The 20256-nt window shown below is 69.1% G+C and carries 16 protein-coding genes and 1 pseudogene; 9 read left to right on the forward strand and 8 right to left on the reverse strand.

Annotated elements, in window-relative coordinates; translation table 11 throughout:
* Positions 1 to 164: 164 nt before the first annotated feature.
* Together AB0J66_RS17605 and amcB are read right to left on the reverse strand one after the other, a co-directional pair.
* Positions 165 to 332: a hypothetical protein gene (locus AB0J66_RS17605; RefSeq protein ID WP_364661234.1), complete on the reverse strand. Its 168-nt coding sequence runs from the start codon at positions 330 to 332 to the stop codon at positions 165 to 167.
* A gap of 35 nt (positions 333 to 367) precedes the next feature.
* The gene (gene amcB, locus AB0J66_RS17610) at positions 368 to 1501 is read right to left on the reverse strand and encodes a cyclophane-forming radical SAM peptide maturase AmcB (RefSeq protein ID WP_364661237.1); all 1134 of its coding nucleotides are present in this window, start codon (positions 1499 to 1501) and stop codon (positions 368 to 370) included.
* A 110-nt stretch (positions 1502 to 1611) separates the two neighbouring features.
* Here amcB and AB0J66_RS17615 point away from each other — a divergent pair, with 110 nt between their 5' ends.
* Together AB0J66_RS17615 and AB0J66_RS17620 are read left to right on the forward strand one after the other, a co-directional pair.
* Positions 1612 to 3489 carry an ABC transporter ATP-binding protein gene (locus AB0J66_RS17615; protein WP_364661240.1) on the forward strand — a complete coding sequence of 626 codons (1878 nt, stop codon included), beginning with the start codon at positions 1612 to 1614 and terminating at the stop codon, positions 3487 to 3489.
* Between the two features lie 20 nt (positions 3490 to 3509).
* Positions 3510 to 5279, forward strand: coding sequence for an ABC transporter ATP-binding protein (locus AB0J66_RS17620; protein ID WP_364661243.1), 1770 nt, complete (start codon positions 3510 to 3512; stop codon positions 5277 to 5279).
* Positions 5280 to 5419: 140 nt separating this feature from the next.
* On the opposite strand, the pseudogene AB0J66_RS17625 reads toward AB0J66_RS17620, so the two are convergent.
* Positions 5420 to 5623: pseudogene (locus AB0J66_RS17625) on the reverse strand (transposase); the annotation flags it as partial.
* A gap of 238 nt (positions 5624 to 5861) precedes the next feature.
* On the opposite strand from AB0J66_RS17625, the gene AB0J66_RS17630 reads away from it, so the two are divergent.
* Complete coding sequence (locus AB0J66_RS17630) at positions 5862 to 6653, forward strand: SAM-dependent methyltransferase (RefSeq protein WP_364662167.1); 792 nt, start codon at positions 5862 to 5864, stop codon at positions 6651 to 6653.
* Between the two features lie 7 nt (positions 6654 to 6660).
* On the opposite strand, the gene AB0J66_RS17635 is transcribed toward AB0J66_RS17630, so the two are convergent.
* Positions 6661 to 7764 (reverse strand): ricin-type beta-trefoil lectin domain protein, encoded by a 1104-nt coding sequence (locus tag AB0J66_RS17635; protein ID WP_364661246.1) that lies wholly within the window; start codon positions 7762 to 7764, stop codon positions 6661 to 6663.
* A 222-nt stretch (positions 7765 to 7986) separates the two neighbouring features.
* On the opposite strand from AB0J66_RS17635, the gene AB0J66_RS17640 reads away from it, so the two are divergent.
* Both AB0J66_RS17640 and AB0J66_RS17645 read left to right on the forward strand, forming a co-directional pair.
* Positions 7987 to 10839, forward strand: coding sequence for a glycoside hydrolase N-terminal domain-containing protein (locus tag AB0J66_RS17640; RefSeq protein ID WP_364661248.1), 2853 nt, complete (start codon positions 7987 to 7989; stop codon positions 10837 to 10839).
* Between the two features lie 94 nt (positions 10840 to 10933).
* Complete coding sequence (locus AB0J66_RS17645; protein WP_364661250.1) at positions 10934 to 11662, forward strand: lysozyme; 729 nt, start codon at positions 10934 to 10936, stop codon at positions 11660 to 11662.
* Positions 11663 to 12344: 682 nt separating this feature from the next.
* Here the strand turns inward: AB0J66_RS17645 and AB0J66_RS17650 are convergent.
* Positions 12345 to 13697 carry a UTP--glucose-1-phosphate uridylyltransferase gene (locus AB0J66_RS17650; protein WP_364661253.1) on the reverse strand — a complete coding sequence of 451 codons (1353 nt, stop codon included), beginning with the start codon at positions 13695 to 13697 and terminating at the stop codon, positions 12345 to 12347.
* Positions 13698 to 13890: 193 nt separating this feature from the next.
* On the opposite strand from AB0J66_RS17650, the gene AB0J66_RS17655 reads away from it, so the two are divergent.
* Both AB0J66_RS17655 and AB0J66_RS17660 read left to right on the forward strand, forming a co-directional pair.
* The gene (locus tag AB0J66_RS17655) at positions 13891 to 14178 is read left to right on the forward strand and encodes a hypothetical protein (protein WP_364661256.1); all 288 of its coding nucleotides are present in this window, start codon (positions 13891 to 13893) and stop codon (positions 14176 to 14178) included.
* A gap of 37 nt (positions 14179 to 14215) precedes the next feature.
* Entirely contained in the window at positions 14216 to 16135 is a 1920-nt protein-coding gene (locus tag AB0J66_RS17660) for a Xaa-Pro dipeptidyl-peptidase (RefSeq protein WP_364661259.1), read from the forward strand.
* A gap of 53 nt (positions 16136 to 16188) precedes the next feature.
* On the opposite strand, the gene AB0J66_RS17665 is transcribed toward AB0J66_RS17660, so the two are convergent.
* The 3 genes from AB0J66_RS17665 to AB0J66_RS17675 all read right to left on the reverse strand — a co-directional run bounded on the left by AB0J66_RS17665 (position 16189) and on the right by AB0J66_RS17675 (position 18550).
* Positions 16189 to 17061: a pyridoxal-phosphate dependent enzyme gene (locus AB0J66_RS17665; protein WP_364661261.1), complete on the reverse strand. Its 873-nt coding sequence runs from the start codon at positions 17059 to 17061 to the stop codon at positions 16189 to 16191.
* Between the two features lie 161 nt (positions 17062 to 17222).
* Positions 17223 to 18002 carry an ATP-binding protein gene (locus AB0J66_RS17670; protein ID WP_364661264.1) on the reverse strand — a complete coding sequence of 260 codons (780 nt, stop codon included), beginning with the start codon at positions 18000 to 18002 and terminating at the stop codon, positions 17223 to 17225.
* An 80-nt stretch (positions 18003 to 18082) separates the two neighbouring features.
* Positions 18083 to 18550: a nitroreductase/quinone reductase family protein gene (locus AB0J66_RS17675; protein WP_364661267.1), complete on the reverse strand. Its 468-nt coding sequence runs from the start codon at positions 18548 to 18550 to the stop codon at positions 18083 to 18085.
* Between the two features lie 249 nt (positions 18551 to 18799).
* On the opposite strand from AB0J66_RS17675, the gene AB0J66_RS17680 reads away from it, so the two are divergent.
* Together AB0J66_RS17680 and AB0J66_RS17685 are read left to right on the forward strand one after the other, a co-directional pair.
* Positions 18800 to 19621: a hypothetical protein gene (locus AB0J66_RS17680; RefSeq protein WP_364661270.1), complete on the forward strand. Its 822-nt coding sequence runs from the start codon at positions 18800 to 18802 to the stop codon at positions 19619 to 19621.
* 9 nt (positions 19622 to 19630) lie between these two features.
* On the forward strand, positions 19631 to 20221 hold the full coding sequence (locus AB0J66_RS17685; RefSeq protein WP_364661273.1) for a hypothetical protein: 591 nt from the start codon (positions 19631 to 19633) through the stop codon (positions 20219 to 20221).
* The last annotated feature ends 35 nt before the right edge of the window (positions 20222 to 20256 follow it).

A 20256-nucleotide genomic window follows, 5' to 3' on the forward strand; every position in this document is an offset into this window, starting at 1 on the left:
GGTCGCCGGTCATGCCCTCGGCTTCGTCAACCCGGCCCTCTATGCCCGGGCCGGCACCGCGGCCGTGCACGACGTCCTGCCCGTCGACTCGGCCGGGACACGACAGCGCCGGTGAGACGTTTCAGTCTGCCGCATTCATGTCTGTTACCGGCGGCTACGGTCGATTACTCGACGTTGTCGTTGAGGCCCTTGCGCAGGCAGATGCTCTCTTCCGGGATCGCCGCCATCTTCAGGAAGGTCATGAACGATTCGTCGGTGCTGGCCTCGAGCGCCACCAGGGTGTTGCTCGGGCGCAGGCCGGTGCGAATTGGCTCATGACGTGTCAGAGTCACGATTGATTTCATAGGGACCTCCGTGTCGGTGTGATCTATCGGATATCGAACGCGGCAGCCATAGAATGGATCGGCGCTTGGCGGGTATTGCGGCAGTGCGCTGTCTCGGTAACGGCGAAATGGGATCGCTCGGCGTACCGGTTGGATGCCTGAGCCCCGCGGCACATGTCCCAGAAGGAACAGGTGGTCTCACATTCTGCCAACCCGTGCATGAACTCGGATACGTACTTCACTTCATGGGCGCGGGCGAGCATCGATGGCAGGGACTCGTCCAAAATATTACCCACGATGAAGTCGTCGTAATGCGGAGCCCTCGTGCCCATGAGTTCAGGCGACATGAGAACGACTCGGCCGTCCCACGAGACAGCCGGTCCCGGGTCGTTCGGTGTATCAAGCCAGAGTTGCTTTTTGCCGTTACGCGCTAGGGTAAGGTAATCGACGAGTCGTTGAATTTCACGAACTCGGACGCCGGTTCCCCGGCGTTGGTGCCTCACAACCGCATCCCAGAATCCCGCGACTGCTGACTCGTCGACGTCCGGCCGGGCGATGTTCTGCCCCTCGATCTCTTCGACATTGAAACCGACATGAGAAGCGCCAAGGCTGTCGAAGAAGTCGAGAAGTTGGTTTGGACGCCCGACGGTCTCTGGGGTGACTACACAGATGGCCGAGAACTTGACCTCGCGCTTCTTGAGTGTCTCGATGCCGCGCAAGATATGGTCGAAAAACGGCCGGCCGGCCCAGTTGACGCGGTTGAGATTTGCCTCTCGTGGTCCGTCGATACTGATGCCGACGTTGAAGCCGTATTCGAGGAAGACGTCGCACCAGGCTTCGTTGATCAGCATACCGTTGGTCTGAACGGTGTGGCGAACCCGCCCGGCTCTGCGCAGGGCCTCGAAGGACTCCAGGCGGCGGATGAACTCTGGCACGGGAAGGGCGAGTGGCTCGCCGCCGTGCCATACGACATTGACCGAATGATCGGCGTTCTGGTCCAGAATGCTGGCGGCGACAGCGTCGGCTACTTCCAACTTCATCGAATTACGCGCATCGCGTCCAGGCAGGTAGCAGTAGGTGCAGTTTGCTGGACAATACGTCGTGGGCTGGAGGAAGATTTGAGCGAAGCTTGGACTTACGTACCGTTCGTAGAATCCGCGGTCCGTGCTGATATCCATCGTCGTCCTTATTGGCGTCCGGCTTGTTACCCGATCGGGCCGACAAGTCAGACTCTTCCATGAACGATAGACGATAGTCAACACCGTTATATATGAGGTACGGTCGTCTGGTGCCGAACACCTCCATCGTCCGACTTGGTTGTCTGTGGAAATTCATCAACGGGCGAACAAGCTCTGAGCTGCATTTTTGGCGGATGGTCTGGTCGGCCTCACCGCGTTACACGATGCTTTCGGGACTTCTCGGGGTTGGGCGTGGTGCCGCAGCGTGGGGCCTGATCATCGCGGTTGCCCATGTAGTCGGCGCCGTGACCAGTCGTCAGAGCACGGTATGGGAATGGTTGGCGATTGCGGCCGGCTGTCTGATCGCTGAGCCGCTGGTGACTACGTGGCAGGAGACCAGCACCGCTACGATCCAGGCTAAGTTCACCGAGCAGCAGGCGCTCCTCCTCGCTGACATCGCCCTTTCTCCGCACGGCATCGGTCATCTCGAGGACGACCACACCGTGATGCGACTCGACGAGATCTCCGGGCACGTGCGAAGTCAATTCGGGCTCAACGTCATGTCTGCCGTCTGGTCCGGCGTCGGTTCAGCGTCTGTCGGTGTCGCCGGCTTCATCGCCGTTGGCGGGTGGTCTTGGTGGGCGGCGGTTCTGGCGCTGATCGCGTATCGTGCCACCGCTACAGCCTGGACGGCGTATCTGAACGTCGTCGTTGCCGATGTGATGGAGGGGGGCGGTCCGGACCGCCGGCGGGCGAACTACCTGCGCGGGCTCCCGCTTGCTGCCTCCGCGGGCAAGGAGGTCCGGGTCTTCGGATTGACCCAGTGGCTTGTCGGCCGCTACCGGTCGGCCTGGGCCCAGGCGCAGGCCGGCACTCTGACGCGTCGCCAGCCTGCGTGGCGCCGCTCCATCATCGTGGCCTCGTTGTCTCTGGTCATGCTGACCTGCGTACTCGTCGCTCTGGGTCGAGCGGCGTGGACAGGGTCCGCGTCGGTGGTCACTTTCGTGACGGTCCTTCAAGGGATCGCCCGGATGCAAGGCCTGGGAGCGCAGGGAGACAACAACGTGCAGTCAAAACGGGCCCGGTCCTACGAGTGGGAGCTCCGGCAGTTGCGCCATGAGCACGGTCTTTCCGCTCGGTTGGGCGAGGCCACGCGGCCGGCTTCGGCCGACGTGGATGGTCAAGGCTCAGCGGGGCCATTGCCGATTAGCGTCGCCGATGCCCGCTTCGCGTATCCCCGGTCCGCCAAGCCGGTGTTCGAGCATCTCAACCTCGACATCCCCGCCGCCCAGTCCGTGGCGATCGTCGGGCTGAACGGCGCCGGGAAGTCCACGCTCGTCAAGCTGCTGTGCGGGCTGTATCGAGTCGACAAAGGCTCTATCACAATCGGTGAAGCCGACCCTGGCGTGGACGACGACATTCGTCGCCGGGTGGCGGTCGTCTTCCAGGACTTCGTCAGGTATCCGCTGACGTTGCGGGACAACGTGGCCATCGCCCCGCTTGCCGCTGCACGCCTGCCGGCAAGCGCCGTTGACTCGCTTGCCGCCGAGGCCTTGACAGAGGCGGCCGGTGACGCCGTGCTGCATCGTCTCGACGGTGTGTGGGAGACGATCCTCGATCCCAGCCTGGGAGGGACCGATCTGTCCGGCGGCGAGTGGCAGCGTATCGCCATCGCTCGCTCCTTGGCCGCGGTCCAGGCCGGAGCCGGGCTCCTGGTGCTGGACGAGCCGACCGCCGCGCTGGATGTCCGCAGCGAGGCACAAATTTTCCGTCGCATCCTGGCCGTGACTCGAGGCGTCACGACGATTCTGGTCAGCCATCGGCTTTCCAGCGTGAGACATGTTGACCGGATAGTTGTGCTGGATTCGGGGGTCATTGTCGAGGACGGGACCCATGAAGAGCTGCTGGCGATCGGCGGCCGCTACGCGGAGCTGTTCGCGCTGCAAGCGTCGCGATTTACCCACGAGCCGATGGGAAGCGACGACTGATGCCATATCACTTGCAGTCCGTGGGGTTGATCCTGCGCACATCCTGGCGCCTGAGCCGTTCGTCGACCCTACTGGTCCTGGCGGGAGCGCTCGGGCAGATCCTCGACTTCCTTCTGCCCTTGTTCATTGGATTGTCCGTTACCGGTGTCGCCACCGGCGACGCCCGGTACCTAGTAGCGGGGGTCGCGGGGGCCGCGGTGGCCCGTGGCCGCGGCTTTCTACTCGGATCCCTCGGCACGCAGGCCCGCCTGGATCTCAACGAGAAGATGGGTCATTACTTCGACGTTCAGGTTGCCACCATGAGCGGCGAACTGGTCACCGTCGAACATCTTGACGATCCGCGCCTGCAGGACCATATGCAGGCACTGCGTGAGCGCATGGGTGTCCTCGGTTGGGCCTACAACTCACTGATCAACTCCGCGTATGCCGTGATCGGCGCGGTAACGACGCTGACCATCGCTGCCGCGGTCGATCCCCGCCTTTTGCTGCTCGTTGTTGTGGCCGTGCCGGCGACATTGGCTGTTCGCGCGGCAATTCGCTGGGAGAAGCGTGCCGAGGAGTCGGGCGCGGCCGCCGGCCGTCAGAGCATCAAGCTCGGCGACATCTGCGCATCTCCAGTCGGCTCCGGCGAGGTCAGGATCTTCGGTGCGCGTCAATTCATGCTGGGGCTCATCGGCGCTGCGACGATCCGATGGCGGCGCCCCTACACTGAGGCGGCTGTCAAACGCTCGTGGATGGCGACTGTCTTCACAGGCGGCTACCTCATGGCGTCAGTCGCTCTGCTCGCATGGATGGTCCACGACGCTCTGGCTGGGCGCGTCTCTGCGGGCCAGATTGCGGCCGCGTTTGCTGTTGTGGGTCAGCTCCGCGACTCGGTCAGCTCTTTCCAGTGGGGTTCCCAGATGTTCGCTCGCACGTTGCGGACGGTAAGTCGCTACCGGACACTCGTAACCCACAGCGAAGCGGCACAAGGTGCGGTCGGGGTCGGAGCGGTACCGGACCTGCTAAGCGACGGGATATCCCTGGAGAGGGTGACCTATCGCTATCCCGGCAGCGAACAGGCGGCATTGATCGACGTGTCGCTCCGCTTTCCCGCAGGTTCGGTGACCGCCATCGTGGGCGACAACGGCGCAGGGAAGTCGACGTTGGTGGGCCTGCTAACCGGGATGCGTTCACCGATCGCGGGCCACGTCCGCATCGATGGTGTGGACCTGACGAAGTTGTCCATGGCCGAATGGCGGTTACGTGCCTCAGGTGCGTTCCAGGACCATGTCCGGTTCGAATTGCTCGCAGGGGAAGCGATCGGGATCGGTGATCTGTCGGGCGCTGTGATCACCGACGACGAAGCCTTGCGAGCGGCCTTGGACGAGGCATCGTCCGCCGACCTGATGACCGTGCTGCCCCGAGGCCCGGCGACGCAGCTGGGCGAGTCATGGCCGGATGGAATCGGCCTCTCCGGCGGCCAATGGCAGCGGATAGCCCTTGCCCGGGCCCTGCGGCGGCCCTCTCCGGCGCTGCTGGTGCTCGACGAGCCGACGGCAGCTCTCGACGCGGCCGCCGAGCACGCCCTGTTTGGACGGTATGCCAACGCGGCGAGAAAAACAGTCGGCCAGGGCGGGGTGACTATCGTTGTGACTCACCGGTTCTCGACTGTGGCGATGGCCGACAACATCGTTGTGTTGGTCGACGGGAAGGTCATCGAACAGGGCACCCATCAGCAGCTCATGGCTGTGAAAGGTCACTACGCCGAACTGTATGCGTTGCAAGCGGGCGGATACCGTACGACTTGACGACCTAAACCTTGACGTCGACGGCTGTTCTCGCCGGTGTGAGGATCTTACGCGTAAGGGTCCCGGTCCGGGCCCCGCACCGCGGCGGCGACAGCCTCCGCGATGTTGGAGGCGGGCCGGCCGGGAGGTAGACGCGGGTGGTAGGAGGCGCGGCTGAGCGGGTCGGACAGGGCTGCGAAGGCGGACAGGAAGAGCGCTCGTTGGAAGTGTTTGTTACCGCCCTTGGAGGGGTGCTCGCCGCGGATGCTGGTGCCCGAGCGGCGAGATACCCGGGGGGTGGGGAACGCGGCTATGCCGCCGACTTCGAGCAGGATCCGGGCGGCGGTCCTGACCCCGACACCGGGATCGAGATGCAGCGGACGGCGTTATCGACGAGCGCCCGGGCGTCCGGCAGGCTTTGGCTGCAGCTGATCGGACTTTTCGTCACTCCAGTAAGCCGGTCAGCGGCTCGTCGCGGCCTTGCGAAATGTCTGCGGTGGTGGTGGCGGGTCCACTTTGTACGGCGGTAACCGTTACAGTGCGGGGAGCCGTTCTGCGACGTCGACGGGAGACGCTGTGACCCGGTCCGAATCCGTGCCGCCCATGGTCGACTCGTCGGTGGCGCATCCGGCTCGGCGGTACGACTACTGGCTGGGCGGCAAGGACAACTTCGCGGCCGACCGGGAGTCGGCCGATGCGATCGAGGCCCGGTTTCCCGGCATGCGGGCGGGGATTCGCGCCAACCGGGCCGTGCTGCGCCGCATGACCGGCTTCCTGGCCGGTGAGGCCGGCATCCGGCAGTTCCTGGACATCGGCACCGGCCTCCCGACGGCGGACAACACGCACGAGGTGGCTCAGCGGGCGGCCCCGGCCACCCGGGTGCTTTACGTCGACAACGACCCGCTCGTCATGTCGCACGCACGGGCGCTGCTGACCAGCAGCCGGGAAGGCGCCACCGACTACATCGAGGCCGACCTGCGGGCGCCCCGGGTCATCCTGGACGCCGCGCGGGAGCGGCAGGCGCTGGACTTCTCCCGGCCGGTGGCGCTGATGCTGATCGCTGTGCTGCACTTCATCCGGCCCGGCCGCGGGCAGGCCCACGATGTCGTGCGCACCCTGGTCGACGCGCTTCCGTCCGGCAGCTACCTGGCGGCCACGCACTTCACACTGGATTTCATGCCGCCCGAGGAGCAAGCCCGCTATCAGCAGCTGCTCGATGCCGGGATCAGTGACATCTGGCCGCGGGACCGGGACGCCTTCGCCGCCTTCTTCGAGGGTCTGGAGCTGGTCGAGCCGGGCATCGAACTGATCAGCCGGTGGCGGCCCGAGGAGCAGGCCGACACCACCGATCCCAGCCGGATCAGCATCTGGGGCGCCGTCGCCCGTAAGCCCTGAACGGCGGTCATCGGCTGTTCCAGACCTGGTTGGCGGCGGCGGTGCAGGTCCACAACTGGACCAGGCTGCCGGCGGCGGTGGCGTTGGCCCTGACGTCCAGGCACAGCCCGGACGCGACGTTGCTGATGGTTCCGTTGGCGTTGCGGTTCCAGCGCTGGTTGGCCGCCCCGGAGCAGTCCCAGATCTGCGCCTTGGCGCCGGGCGTGGCGCCGGTCGGTGAGTCGAGACACTTGCCCAGCGCCTGCAGGGTCTGTCCGGAGGTGGTCCACCGCTGGTTGGCGGCGCCGTTGCAGTCCCAGATGACCGGCTGGGTGCCGTTGGCGCTGTTGCCGCCGGGCACGTCCAGGCACCGCCCGGAACCGGCGCCGACCAGGGCGCCGTCGGCGGGGGTGCCGGTGGCGTCGCCGATGGTGCCGGGGACCGAGCGCAGCGCGGCGAACCAGACGGCGGCCATCTTGTCGTAGCCGCCGGCGGTGGGATGGACGCCGTCGATAAGGTCGGCCGTGGTCAGCGCGGCGTGCATGTCGACCAGGTGGACCCGCCGGCCGCTGTTCACCTTGCTCTGCACGATGCCCGGGAGGGCGGCGTTGAAGCTGCGGGCGGCCGCCTCCTGACCGGACGAGGCGAGCGGGATCAGCGTGGCCACGAACACGTCCGCGGCCGGGGCCGTCGCGGTGATGTGGTCGATGAGGGTGGAGAGCCGGCTCGGCGCGGACGCGACGTTGTAGTTCTGCAGGATGTCGTTGGTGCCGATGTGCAGCAGCACCGTACGGGGATTCGCGGCCTGCAGCCAGCGGGTGATGTTGGCGTCGATCTGGTCGATCCGCCAGCCCGGATGACCCTGGTGGTCGTGGTCGCCGAGGGCGGCCGGGCCGTTGGACTGGGTGCCGACGAAGTCGACCCGGTAACCGGCGCCGGCCAGCCGCTGCCAGAGCCCGATGCGATATCCACCGGGGACCTGGGTTCCCTCGGTGATGGAGTCGCCCAGCGGCATGACCCGGACCCCTCCGTTCGACTCGGCGGCGGCGGCCGCGGCGGTGGGGGCGGCCGCGCCGGTCAGCGCGAGTCCCAGGGCGAGGGCGGCGGCGGGGATCCACCTTCTTCTGTGCACGAGTGCTCCTGTCGGCAGAGGAAGTGAACGTTAACAGCGTGTTGGAGGAACGTTGTCAGAATGCGGGTAAACATTCAAGGACGGCAATGTTTTCCTCGCCTTTGACGCTTTCCATCAAGGCTGCTAAATCCCGTGCCGGAAAAGATGTTATGCCGCCATTACGTGCTTACCGTGCCCTTTGTTGTCGCTCACTGATCCGTAGCGCGTCCGGGGAGGCACCACATGACTGACATCACACGGCGGAAACTTCTCGCCGCCGGAGTGGCCGGGGCCGGAGCCGCGTTGCTGCCGACCGGAGGGGCCGCGCCCGCCCGGGCCGCCGTGGCCGCCGCCGGCGACCTGGCGCTGCGCTACGACGAGCCCGCCGGAACGGACTGGCTGCGGGCGCTGCCGATCGGCAACGGGCGCCTCGGCGCCATGGTGTTCGGCAACGTCGACACCGAACGGCTCCAGCTCAACGAGGACACCGTGTGGGCCGGCGGCCCGTACGACTCGGCCAACACGCAGGGCGCGGCCAACCTCGCGGAGATCCGCCGGCGGGTCTTCGCCGACCAGTGGGTCCCGGCCCAGGACCTGATCAACCAGACGATGCTCGGCAATCCGGTCGGCCAGCTGGCCTACCAGCCGGTCGGCAACCTCCGCCTGGCCTTCGGCAGCGCGAGCGGAGCGTCGCAGTACACGCGGACACTGGATCTGACCACCGCCACGGTGACCACCTCCTACGTGCTGGGCGGCGTGCGGTTCCAGCGGGAGGTGTTCGCCAGCGCGCCCGACCAGGTGATCGTGGTCCGGCTCACGGCCGACCGGGCCAGCGCGATCACCTTCAGCGCCACGTTCGACAGCCCGCAGCGCACCACCGTGTCCAGTCCCGACTCGGCGACGATCGGCCTCGACGGCATCTCCGGCTCCATGGAGGGCATCGCCGGGTCGGTCCGGTTCCTCGCGCTGGCCGGCGCGAGCGTCACCGGGGGCACGGTCAGCAGCTCGGGCGGCACGCTGCGGGTCTCCGGGGCCACCAGCGTCACCGTGCTGGTGTCGATCGGCTCCAGCTACGTCAACTTCCGCACGGTCAACGGCGACTACCAGGGCATCGCGCGGCGGCACCTCGCCGCCGCCCGTACCGTCGCCGTCGACCAGCTCCGCGCCCGGCACGTGACCGACCACCAGGCGCTGTTCAACCGGGTCACGATCGACCTGGGCCGCACCTCGGCGGCCGATCAAACCACTGACGTACGGATCGCGCAGCACGCCTCGCAGAACGACCCGCAGTTCGCCGCCCTGCTCTTCCAGTACGGCCGGTACCTGCTGATCGCCTCCTCCCGGCCGGGCACCCAGCCGGCGAACCTGCAAGGCATCTGGAACCAGGAAATGGCCCCGTCCTGGGACTCCAAATACACCATCAACGCGAACCTGCCGATGAACTACTGGCCGGCCGACACCACCAACCTTGCCGAGTGTCACCTGCCGGTCTTCGACATGATCAAGGACCTGACGGTGACCGGAGCCCGCACCGCGAGCGTGCAGTACGGCGCCGGCGGCTGGGTGACCCACCACAACACCGACGCCTGGCGCGGCACGTCGGTCGTCGACGGCGCCCTGTGGGGCATGTGGCAGACCGGCGGCGCCTGGCTGGCCACGATGATCTGGGACCACTACCTGTTCACCGGCGACGTCGAGTTCCTGCGGGCCAACTACTCCGCGATGAAGGGCGCCGCGCAGTTCTTCCTCGACTCGTTGGTGACCCACCCGGCGCTCGGCTACCTGGTGACCAACCCGTCCAACTCGCCGGAGCTGCCCCATCACTCCAACGCCAGCGTGTGCGCCGGGCCGACCATGGACAACCAGATCCTGCGCGACCTGTTCACCGGTGTCGCCCGGGCCGGCGAGACCCTCGGCGTGGACGCCGGCTTCCGCACCCAGGTGCTCGCGGCCCGGGACCGGCTGGCGCCGATGAAGGTGGGCTCACGCGGCAACATCCAGGAATGGCTGGCCGACTGGGTGGAGACCGAACGCACCCACCGCCACGTCTCCCACCTGTACGGCCTGCACCCGAGCAACCAGATCACCCGGCGCGGCACACCCCAGCTCTACCAGGCCGCCCGGCAGACGCTCGAGCTGCGCGGCGACGACGGCACCGGCTGGTCCCTCGCCTGGAAGATCAATTTCTGGGCGCGGCTGGAGGACGGCGGGCGCGCCCACAAGCTCCTGCGGGATCTGGTGCGGACGGACCGGCTCGCCCCCAACATGTTCGACCTGCACCCGCCGTTCCAGATCGACGGCAACTTCGGCGCCACCTCCGGGATCGCCGAGATGCTGCTGCACAGCCACAACGGCGAGCTGCACGTGCTGCCCGCGCTGCCGCCGGCCTGGCCGGCCGGCAGCGTCACCGGTCTGCGCGGCCGGGGCGGCTACACGGTCGAGGCTGCCTGGAGCACCACCGCCACCGAGCTCGCCGTCCGGCCGGACCGCGCCGGCCCGGTCCGGATCCGCAGCCGGGTCTTCAACGGCACCTTCGAGATGCGCGACGAGACCAGCGGCACCGCGGTGCAGCCGACACGCCTCGAATCCGACCTGGTCGAGTTCACCGGGCAGGCCGGCCACACCTACCGGGCGTCGGCCGTGCGGTCGGAGTCGGGACCGGTCGAGACCGGCGTGTACTACCGGCTGGTCGCCCAGCACAGCGGGAAGGCGGCCGACATCAACGGGGCGTCGGCCGCCGCCGGCGCCCAGCTGATCCAGTGGGCGCCCGGTAGCGCCGCCAACCAGCAGTTCGACTTCCTGGCCGCCGACAGCGGCTACTACCGGATCCGGGCCCGGCACAGCGGCCTGGTGCTGCAGGTAGCCGGCGCCGGCACGGGCGCGGACATCACCCAGCAACCCGACACCAACGCCACCGGGCAGCAGTGGCGGGTCGACGACCAGGGCAGCGGGGTGGTCCGGCTGATCAACCGGGCGAGCGGGCTGGCCATGGACGTGTGGCAGGCGTCCACCGCCGACGGCGCGCGCATCTCCCAATGGACGCCCGGGACCGGCGCCAACCAGCGTTTCCAGCTCCAGCGCCTCCAGAACGCCTGATCGGGGGTCACCCCCGGGCTGTCACGTTTCTGCTTTTTGCCGATCCACAGTCGCGGTTGCAATGAATGCTCAGCCCAGCGTGGAGGTTCGTTCCGTGACAGCTCGATCTCGACTCGCCAGCGTTCTCACCGTTATCTGCATCGGCGCGAGCCTGACCGTGGCGGCGCCGGCCGCCGCCGCCACCGTCACCTACGGCCAGGACGTGGCCAGCCACCAGGGCAACGTGAACTGGCCGGCGCAGTGGAACGCCGGCTCGAGGTTCGCCTACGTCAAGGCGACCGAGGGCGGCTCCTACGTGAACCCCTACTTCGCGCAGCAGTACAACGGCTCCTACAACGTCGGCATGATCCGCGGGGCGTACCACTTCGCCCTCCCGAACCGGTCGAGCGGCGCGGCCCAGGCCGACTTCTTCGCCGCGCGGGGCGGCGGCTGGTCGGCCGACGGCAGAACCCTGCCCGGCGCGCTCGACATCGAGTACAACCCGTATGCCGGCTCGGACACCTGCTACGGGCTGAACGCCACGGACATGCGCAACTGGATCGCCGCGTTCCTGAACCGCTACCACGCCCGCACGGGCCGCTGGGCGGTCATCTACACCACGACGGACTGGTGGCAGCGGTGCACCGGCGACTACTCGGGCTTCTGGGCGAACTCGCCGCTGTGGCTGGCCCGGTACGCAAGCGCTCCCGGCGTCCTGCCGGCGGGGGCGCCCACCTGGTCCTTCTGGCAGTACTCGAGCAGCGGCCCCTTCGCCGGGGACTCGAACCAGTGGCACGGGGCCCTCGACCGGCTCCGCGCGCTGGCCTGCAACGGCGGATGCTGAGTTCTACGCGTAGGGGTCGCGGCCCGGGCCGCGCACCGCGGCGGCGGCCGCATCCGCGATGTCGGAGGCGGGGCCGGCCAGAAGGTAGACGCGGGTGGTGGCGTTGCCCGGTCGTGCGGCGCAGCTCGCCGATGGCGGCGGCGTAGAGGGCGGAGACGGTGCGTTCGGCTAGCCCACGTTCCTCGGCTAAGCGGGCCAGGCCGGTCCACAGCCGTGCGGTCCAGTCGTGGTGTCGGCACACGCGTTGGGCCTGGCAGTGATGGGCGGTGAGGACGAATTTGAGCCAGGAGTGGGCGTCGCGTTCCGGCTGGTGGCGACCACCTTGAGTGGTGCGCAGGGCCTCGAAGTACCGGACTGAGGAGCGTCTCCGGGTAGTCGAAGAAGGCCATCGACGGTGTCTGTTGCACGTACAGCATCGCGTCGCGGTAACCGGCGACCGCCTGCAGTGTCTCCTGGCGGGCGGCGTTCTCCACGAGGGCCCGGGCGTCCGAGGCGCTGATCCGGATGTTCTCGATGGCATTGGAGCCTCGGACGGCGGCTGCGAACAGGCTTCGGCGCAGTTGGGTCGTCCACGGGGCCGGGGTGTGGGGCTCGGCGAGCATGGTGGTCAGCTCGCCGAGCACCCGGAGGTCCGCGGCGTCCGGGCGCGGCATGGCGTGGAGATTGCCGGGACGCTACGGGGTCAGTGCAGGGTCTCCCCGTCCGCGATGTGCGACGGGCCGGTCAGGTGGACGTCGCCTTCGATGGTGATGTCGGCGCCGAAGGTGACGTCGCCGTCGATTTTCAGGCGGGTGGTGTGGCGGAGCGACGGGGCGCCGTGGGGGAAGCGCTTCTCGAAGTCGGGGACCAGGCGGTAGTGGTCCTTGTCGAGGGTGACGACCGGGCCCGGGGCTTCGAAGGTGGGGACCATGTGGCCCTCAGGGGTCAGGTCGTACGCGTCCGAGCGGACCACCAGCAGGTCGTCGGTGGTCTTGACCGGCGCGAACCGGGTGCGGGGGACCAGCACCGGGCGGGCGCCCGCGATGGAGCCGATGGCGGCGCCCATGGCCGTTTCGAGCTGGATGACGGGCGTACTGCCCGGGTCCTTGGGGTCGACGGTCTTGTGGTTGACGATCAGGGGGAGGGCCGGGGCGGCCGGGTCGTCGGCCTGCAGGGCCTTGAGCGCCCGCAGGTCGATCCACAGGTTGTTGGTGTTGTAGTAGCGCCAGCGCTCGACGTCGGTGAACGAGGTGTCGCCCTCGGGCACCTGCGCGGTCTCGCGGACCACGACCCGGTCGCCGAGCCGGGCCAGGTGGCCGCCCTTGCGGTCGGCCGGGGTGCCGCGGACGACCTCCATGGCGAACGGGATCTGCTCGGCCTCGAGCCAGGCCGCGATGCGGACGTCGACGGTGGCGCCGAGGTTGTCCGAGTTCGACACGAAGGCCCAGTGCACGCCGGCGTCCAGCAGCTTGTCGAGGGTGCCGGAGGCGGCCAGCGCGGTGTAGAGGTCGCCGTGGCCGGGCGGGCACCACTCGAGCTCGGGGTCGGCCGGCCACTCGACCGGGAAGCGGTCCTCGGCGCGCAGCTTGGGTTCGCGGCCCTGCAGGAAGTCCTGGACGTCGTCGTACTGGTCCAGGGCGGCCAGCGACGGCGGGCGGGTGGCCACCGAGTTCATCAGCAGCAGCGGCAGCCGGGCGCGGTAACGGTCCCGGACGGCCACGACCTGGGTGGCGATGATGTCGAGGAAGCTGCGGCCGGGCTTGACCTCGAGCAGCGACTTCGGCCCGGTCAGGCCCATGCTGGTGCCGAGGCCGCCGTTGAGCTTGACCACGACCAGGCGGTCGAGGATCTGGCGGGCCTGCTCGTCCGAGGGCTCGGGCAGGTCGTCGAGCCCGGGGACGTCGCGCAGCGGCTCCAGGGTGTCACCCGGGAGCAGGCCGGCCCGCGGCTCGTCCAGCTGCTCGAGACGCCGCCGCAGCGCGGCCAGCTCGGCCGGGTGGGCGCCGTCCTTCTCCGCCTTCGCGAGCGTCGCCTGGACGTAAGCGGGCGCTTCCATGTCTGATCCTCCGTGGTGCGTGTGGATGCGTGCGGGCCGAACGTATCGTCCGCCGCCGGTGACCGCCGGACCGGGCACACCCCGGAATCCCCCTCAAACCACCCGAACGCGTGAGTAGGTGACGAAACGATCCGGGGTATTCGCTGGTCAACGGCACGACGGCGTGAGTGCCGACGACGAAACGGAGTTACCCATGGCCAGCATGACCCATTCCCCGGCGGGCGATGTCGACCTCGGCCGCCGCCACGTGCACGGCGACGAGACCAAGCCCTCCTTCAAGACCACTGAGCTCGCGGTCTACGTACTGTCCGTCGTCGGCGTCCTGATCGCGGCCAAGGTGACCGGTGACGTCCCGGGCGAGAACGGCGGCGACATCTTCGCGGCCGACAAGGCGTGGCTCTACATCACCCTGCTCACCATCGGATACATGATCAGCCGCGGGCTGGCCAAGGCCGGAAGCCGCAGCCTGGGCCGCGACTAGCGGTCTTCCGAAGGCATCGATGCCTTACGATTCATCGATGTCCGGAACTTGGAAGCGAAGGCTCGTCCTGGCCGTCGTCGCGGGGATCGGCGCCACCATGGCCGTCTCCGCGGCGCCGGCCACGGCCGCCGGGGCGCCGCACGTCGGGGGCGGCGAAACCGTGCCGGTCTACTCCTACGAGAACGCCGTCCGCGAGAGCGTCTGGGTGCAGACGCCGCTGGACAACGACGAGGACGGGGTGCCCGACCGGGTCGCCGTCGACATCGTACGGCCGCGCGAGACCGCCGATCGGCACCTGAAGGTGCCGGTCATCCTCGAGGCCTCGCCGTACTACTCCTGCTGCGGGCGCGGCAACGAGAGCGAGCGCAAGCAGTACGACGCGAGCGGCACCATAACCAAGCAGCCGCTCTACTACGACAACTACTTCGTGCCCCGGGGGTACGCCTTCGTCGCGGCCGACCTGGCCGGGACCGGCCGCTCCACCGGCTGCATGGACGTCGGCGGGCGCGAGGAGGTGCTCAGCGCCAAGGCCGTGGTCGACTGGCTGAACGGGCGCGGCCGGGCCACGTACGCCGACGGCACCCCCGCCGTGGCCACGCGCTGGACCAACGGCCGGACCGGGATGATCGGCAAGTCGTGGGACGGGTCGGTGGCCAACGGGGTGGCCGCGACCGGTGTCGAGGGCCTCGAGACGATCGTGCCGATCTCGGCCATCTCCAGCTGGTACGACTACCAGCGCTACAACGGTGTGCTGCGCGTGGAGGACTACCCCGAGTACCTGCACAGCTATGTGAACGGCCGGCCGGCCGAGGCCTGCGCGGCCACGCTGGCCCGGCTCGATCAGGGCAGCGACGACGCGACCGGCAACTACAACGCGTACTGGGCCGAGCGGGACTTCCGGCCGGACGCGCGCAAGGTGCACGCCAGCGTGTTCATCGCGCACGGGCTGAACGACACCAACGTGACGACCGACCAATTCGCTGAGTGGTGGACGCGTCTGCGGACACCTAAGAAGATGTGGCTTTCCCAGGCCGGCCACGTCGACCCGTTCGACCTGAGACGGGCCGAGTGGGTGGACACGCTGCACCGGTGGTTCGACCGCTATCTGCAGGGCCTGCGCAACGGGATCGACCGCGAGCCGGCGGTGTCGATCGAGACGGCGCCCGGCACGTGGGTTCCCTCGCGCAGCTGGCCGGCCGGTGGGACTCAGAGAATCACGTTGGGTGACGGCGATGGGACGACGGGCACGCTGGGTGGCCGATCTGGCAGCGCGGTCCGTACGTGGACTGACGATCCCAACCTGGCTGAGGAAACGGCCGTGGCGAACCCGAACACCGCCGTGGCGGGCCGGGTCGCCTTCCTGTCGGCGCCGCTGACCCGGGAGGTTCGCGTCTCCGGCACCCCGTCGGTGACCCTGCGGGTCCGGGTGGACAAGCCGACGACCGAGCTCACCGCCCGGCTCGTCGACTACGGCACGGCGACCCGGGTCAACTACCTCGGTCGCGGCGAGGGCATCACCACGCTGGCGACCGAGTCGTGCTGGGGTGCGGCCACCGCGGCCGACGACGCCTGCTACCGCGACACGGCGCCCAGCCTGATCACCGATGACCACGCCATCCTGACCCGAGGCTGGCAGGACGCGGCCCACCACGTGTCGTTGCGCTTCGTGACGCCGCTGCGGCCGGATCGCTGGTACATGGTCACCGTCCCGATGCAGGCGACCGACCAGCGCGTGGCCGCCGGCCATGTGCTCGGGCTGATCGTGCAGGCCAGCGACAACGAGTACACGACCCCGCAGTCGACCGGCGCGACCGTCCGGCTCGACCTGCGGGGCAGCGCGCTCAACCTGCCGCTGGTGGGCAAGCTGCCCAAGGCCGGCGCCACCGCCCCGCCGGTGTCGACGGCGCCCGCGCCGAGCACGTTCGCCAAGCCCCGCTTCGACCCGCTCGTACCCTGACGCAGGCGGCTCAGTCGCGGAGGACCCAGCCGCCTGGGCTTCCGCGACGGGGGTCAGACCGTGCCCTCCGGGGCGCCGAACAGGCCCGGCAGGCCGCCGCTGTGCAGGAAGACGACGCGGCCGGTGAGACGGCTCGCGGCCAGGCCGGCCAGGGCGCGGCCGGTGTAGATCGGATCCAGGAAGAGGCCCTCGGTCCGGGCGGCCAGCCTCAGGGCGGCCCGGACCGGGTCGGTCACCGTGTCGTAGCCGGGGCCGATCTGACGGTGATCGATGGCCAGCGGGCCGGGGTCGTCGGCGAGCAGGGCGCGTACGGCCGCCTCGGGGTCCTTGACCGCGCCCGTGTCGATGCCGAGGACGCGGCCGGCGCCCAGGCCGGCGACCAGGCCGGCCATGGTGCCGCCGGACCCGACCGCCACAACCACGTGATCGAAATCGGTCTGGGCCGTCAACTCGCGCGCGCACTCGGCATAAGCGCGGGCTGAGGTGCGGGACGAGCCGCCGAACGGGACCAGGAACGAGCCCGCCCGGCGCTCGGCCTGCTCGGCCGCGACCTCGTCCGGCGGGCGCTCGCCGGACCAGACGATCTCGGCGCCGGTGAGGCGTTCCAGCAGCAGGTTTCCGCCTTCGCGGCCGGGCGCGTGGCCCCTGAGCACCAGGACGCAGCCGAGGCCGAGCCGGGCGGCCACCCCGGCGGTGGCGCGGGCGTGGTTGGACTGCGCGGCGCCGGTGGTGATCAGCGTGGTGGCGCCGGCGGCCAGCGCCTCCGCACCCGTGTAGCGCAGCTTGCGGGCCTTGTTGCCACCGCCGCCGAGCCCGATCAGGTCGTCCCGCTTGATCCACAGCCGGTCGAGGCCCAGCTCGGCGGCGAGGCGCGGGGCGTCTTCGAGCGGGGTCGGGAACGCGCCCAAGGGGAGTGGTTCAGCCATGCACGGCATGCTACGGCTGGCCCCGGCGGGCCGGGTTGGGGCGGAGGGCTTGGTGACAGGGCCGGACCGGGCCGGCTGGGCCGAAGCAGTTGCGCCCGGCGGTGGGTGGAGGCGCTGAGCCAGGCTGGGAGGACCGGGCGGGTGGTGGGCGGCCGAGGCGGTCAGCGGCGGCGGGCCCACGGGTACAGGGTGGCCCAGACGATCTTGCCGGTGGCGGCGGGGAGGGCGCCGTAGACGGTGGCCGCGCATTCGACCAGGCGGAGGCCGCTCACGGTTACGCGGCCCCGCGTGGCGGGCGTGAACGCGGCCGGCATCGGCGGGGACGGCGGGTCGGGGAAGACGGGCAGGCGCGGATCACCGTCGGCCACGACTATGTGCAGACCCTCGCCGCGGCGGGAGATCAGGACGGTGATGGGCGTGCGCGCGTGTTCGGCCGCGTTGGCGACGAGCTCGGAGACGACCAGCCGGGCCCGGTGCAGCAGGTTGTCCAGGTGCCAGGCGGCGCAGGCCTCGGAGATCACGTCGCGGGCGGCCGAGGAGGCGTACGGCTGGGGGCTCAACCGCACCCGATAGCGCCGGCCCGGTGGTGGCCGGCTGGCGACCGCGACCGCCTCGGCCTGCTCCGGCGTCTCGAGCACCCAGGGGGCGCGGGGATCGGCCAGTCGGTGGAGCCGGGTGGCCAGCTCGCTGTCGGCGTCCGGGCAGGTCAGCACCTGTACGGGTGGGCGCATGGCCCGGCCCACGCGGCGGGTGGTCAGCCACGCGGGGACGCTGACCGCGCGCGGATCGGTCACGCCCCGCAGGTCGAGGATGAGCGCGGCCGGGTGCTCGCTCATGCATTTGTTCAGGGCTTGGTGCACGTCGAGACCGAACGGCCGGTCCCACCAGCCTCGCACGGCCACGGCGATGGTGTCGGTGTCGATGTCCGCGCGAACGGCCACCTGTCCGTGACCGCTTCTGCCGTGCCGACTGGGCCTTTTCGGAAGGCTCATGTCGGAGCAACGACGCTCGCGCCGTCGGGTTACGGGTGTCTTGTGACGGCGAGCCGGAAGATGCGGATCGGGCGGCCTGCGGCCTTCCGGACGTACGCCTGGTAGCCGGGCCACTGGGTGACGATGAGCTGCCACAGACGGTCGTACTCGGCGCCGGTCGTCTCGGCCGCGGTGACCGGAAGCTCCTCGCCGTCGACGGTGACGTGGGCCCGGGGGTCGGCGAGCAGGTTGCCCACCCATTGCGGCTCGGTGGGGCCGCCCCAGTTCGAGCCGATGATCGCCAGGTCGTCGCCGTCGCGCAGGTAGAGCAGGGGGCTGCTGCGCGGCAGGCCGCTCTTGCGCCCGGTCGTGGTCAGCACGAGGCCCGGCGCCATGCCCAGGGCCACGACCCGGCCCCGTGTCCGCCGGCCGAGCCACCGGTCCACGCGGACCAGGCGGCGCGCCACCGGGGTGAAGAAGGGCAGCGTGCCGGCCGTGCGCCAAAACCTTCGCCACATGCTGCATTTACAGCGGTACGCCGGGAGAGGCGCGCATTCATGTCGGTCAGCGGGCGTCACCGCCTCGGATCGTCGTCGCCCACTGCGCTGCCTTTCGGCCGCCCGCCGCTGTCGTCGCGGCGATGCTACCAGCGCGATCGCACCATCTGACGGAGCACAGGAGATCTCTTGTCGAAAACGTTTTCGTAGGGCAGGGTGACTGCCATCGTGGGACAGCACATAGATGATGATAGATCTATGGGAGGTTTCGTGAGACTTGTCAAAGCAGTGGTCGCCGCGCTCCTGGCGGTCGTCATGGTGCCGGCCGCGGCCCAGGCCGCCCCCGCCACCTGGAGCCCGCCGGCCAACCTGGTCACCCCGCTCAACCAGGTCTGGCAACACCAGGAGCAGACCTACAACAACGGCAACCTGTACGCGTTCGGCAACTACGGCTGGGACCAGGTCATGGCCAACCGCGGGTACATCAACTACTGCGTACGGTGGGATTCCTCCGCCACGGTGACCGTCGCCCAGCGCGACCAGATCCACGCGGCCCTGGCCCGGCAGCACAAGAAGTGGATGGACGAGTTGGTCGGGCACAACGCGTGGCCGTACGCCGAAGTGCCGGCCCGGGTGGTCGGCTGGGCCGTGCGGAACCGCTCGCAGTTGCAGTGGACCGACTCCTCGGTGGACATCTACGTCAACGACATCCGGGAGAACGCGCCGCAGTGCTCGGTGCCGTGCGGGCGCTTCTTCAACCAGAACGGCCAGTATCCGAACTGTCCCGGCGGCTACCTCCGGCACTACGACCAGTCGCTGTGGCTGACCGACGGCTTCGGGGGCGGCGCCGGCGGCGACTGGGGTCAGCGGGTCGGCCGCGAGTACTTCATGAACAACCTCAACGCCACCAACATGCACATCCTGCTGCACGAGATCGGCCATACCTGGGGCCTGGACGACTTCTACGACTGGACCCCGACCGGCGTCGGCGGCTTCCTCATGAAGGCCGGCAGCGCCGCCCAGATCACCGAGTTCGACGCCTGGATGTTCCGCGACTGGTGGCGGCATCTCAAGAGCCGGTACGGCTACTGAAGGAGCTCCATGTCCCTGAGAGAAGGGACGGCCGTCACGTGCGGGGTGATCACGGCGCTGGCCGCCGTGGTCGCCCCGGCCCGGGCGGGCCTGACGCTGATCTCGGCGACCCTCAGCGCTCCTGATACCCGCGGCCGGGCCGCATTCATGTACACCTACAACCCGGCGGTCATCGGCTTCGGCGGCAACGCGGCCTATCGGACAACATCAGCAGCCAGAACGCCTACGCGGTCACCGCGTCGCCCGGCACGTTCACCGAGCAGGCCGCGCAGCGCAGACAAACGCCGAGCTACGCGCGCACGATCCACACGCGGCCGGTCGCGGCGGGCAAGCGGCGCCGCGGCGCAGGTCCTCCAGCGCTTCTTCGGCACCGACCGCGTCCGCTCCAGCGCCTGCAGCTACACCCTGCCGGCCGGCCGGACCTGCGCCGACAAGGCGCCCGTACTGCGCCAGTACAGGTCCTTCAGCCAGGCCAAGGCCGAGAATGGAACCTCCCGCGTCCTGGTCGGCTTCCACTTCCGCAACGCCGTGAACGCCGGAATCACCCACGGCACCAACGTCGCCGACTGGAAGGTGAACCGCTACCTCCAGCCCCTGTGACCCTTCGGGGCCGGGCTGGTCGCCCGGCCCCGCTC

The organism is Actinoplanes sp. NPDC049598 (assembly GCF_040675435.1).
In the GTDB taxonomy this organism is placed as follows: domain Bacteria; phylum Actinomycetota; class Actinomycetes; order Mycobacteriales; family Micromonosporaceae; genus Actinoplanes.

What these genes read in the sequence shown, in the direction of transcription:
- AB0J66_RS17655 (WP_364661256.1), top strand. Translation starts at nt 13,891, where the DNA reads ATGGCCAGCATGACCCATTCCCCGGCGGGCGATGTCGACCTCGGCCGC.
- AB0J66_RS17650 (WP_364661253.1), bottom strand. Translation starts at nt 13,697, where the DNA reads ATGGAAGCGCCCGCTTACGTCCAGGCGACGCTCGCGAAGGCGGAGAAG.
- AB0J66_RS17660 (WP_364661259.1), top strand. Translation starts at nt 14,216, where the DNA reads ATGTCCGGAACTTGGAAGCGAAGGCTCGTCCTGGCCGTCGTCGCGGGG.
- AB0J66_RS17665 (WP_364661261.1), bottom strand. Translation starts at nt 17,061, where the DNA reads ATGGCTGAACCACTCCCCTTGGGCGCGTTCCCGACCCCGCTCGAAGAC.
- AB0J66_RS17675 (WP_364661267.1), bottom strand. Translation starts at nt 18,550, where the DNA reads ATGTGGCGAAGGTTTTGGCGCACGGCCGGCACGCTGCCCTTCTTCACC.
- AB0J66_RS17640 (WP_364661248.1), top strand. Translation starts at nt 7,987, where the DNA reads ATGACTGACATCACACGGCGGAAACTTCTCGCCGCCGGAGTGGCCGGG.
- amcB (WP_364661237.1), bottom strand. Translation starts at nt 1,501, where the DNA reads ATGGATATCAGCACGGACCGCGGATTCTACGAACGGTACGTAAGTCCA.
- AB0J66_RS17685 (WP_364661273.1), top strand. Translation starts at nt 19,631, where the DNA reads ATGTCCCTGAGAGAAGGGACGGCCGTCACGTGCGGGGTGATCACGGCG.
- AB0J66_RS17630 (WP_364662167.1), top strand. Translation starts at nt 5,862, where the DNA reads ATGGTCGACTCGTCGGTGGCGCATCCGGCTCGGCGGTACGACTACTGG.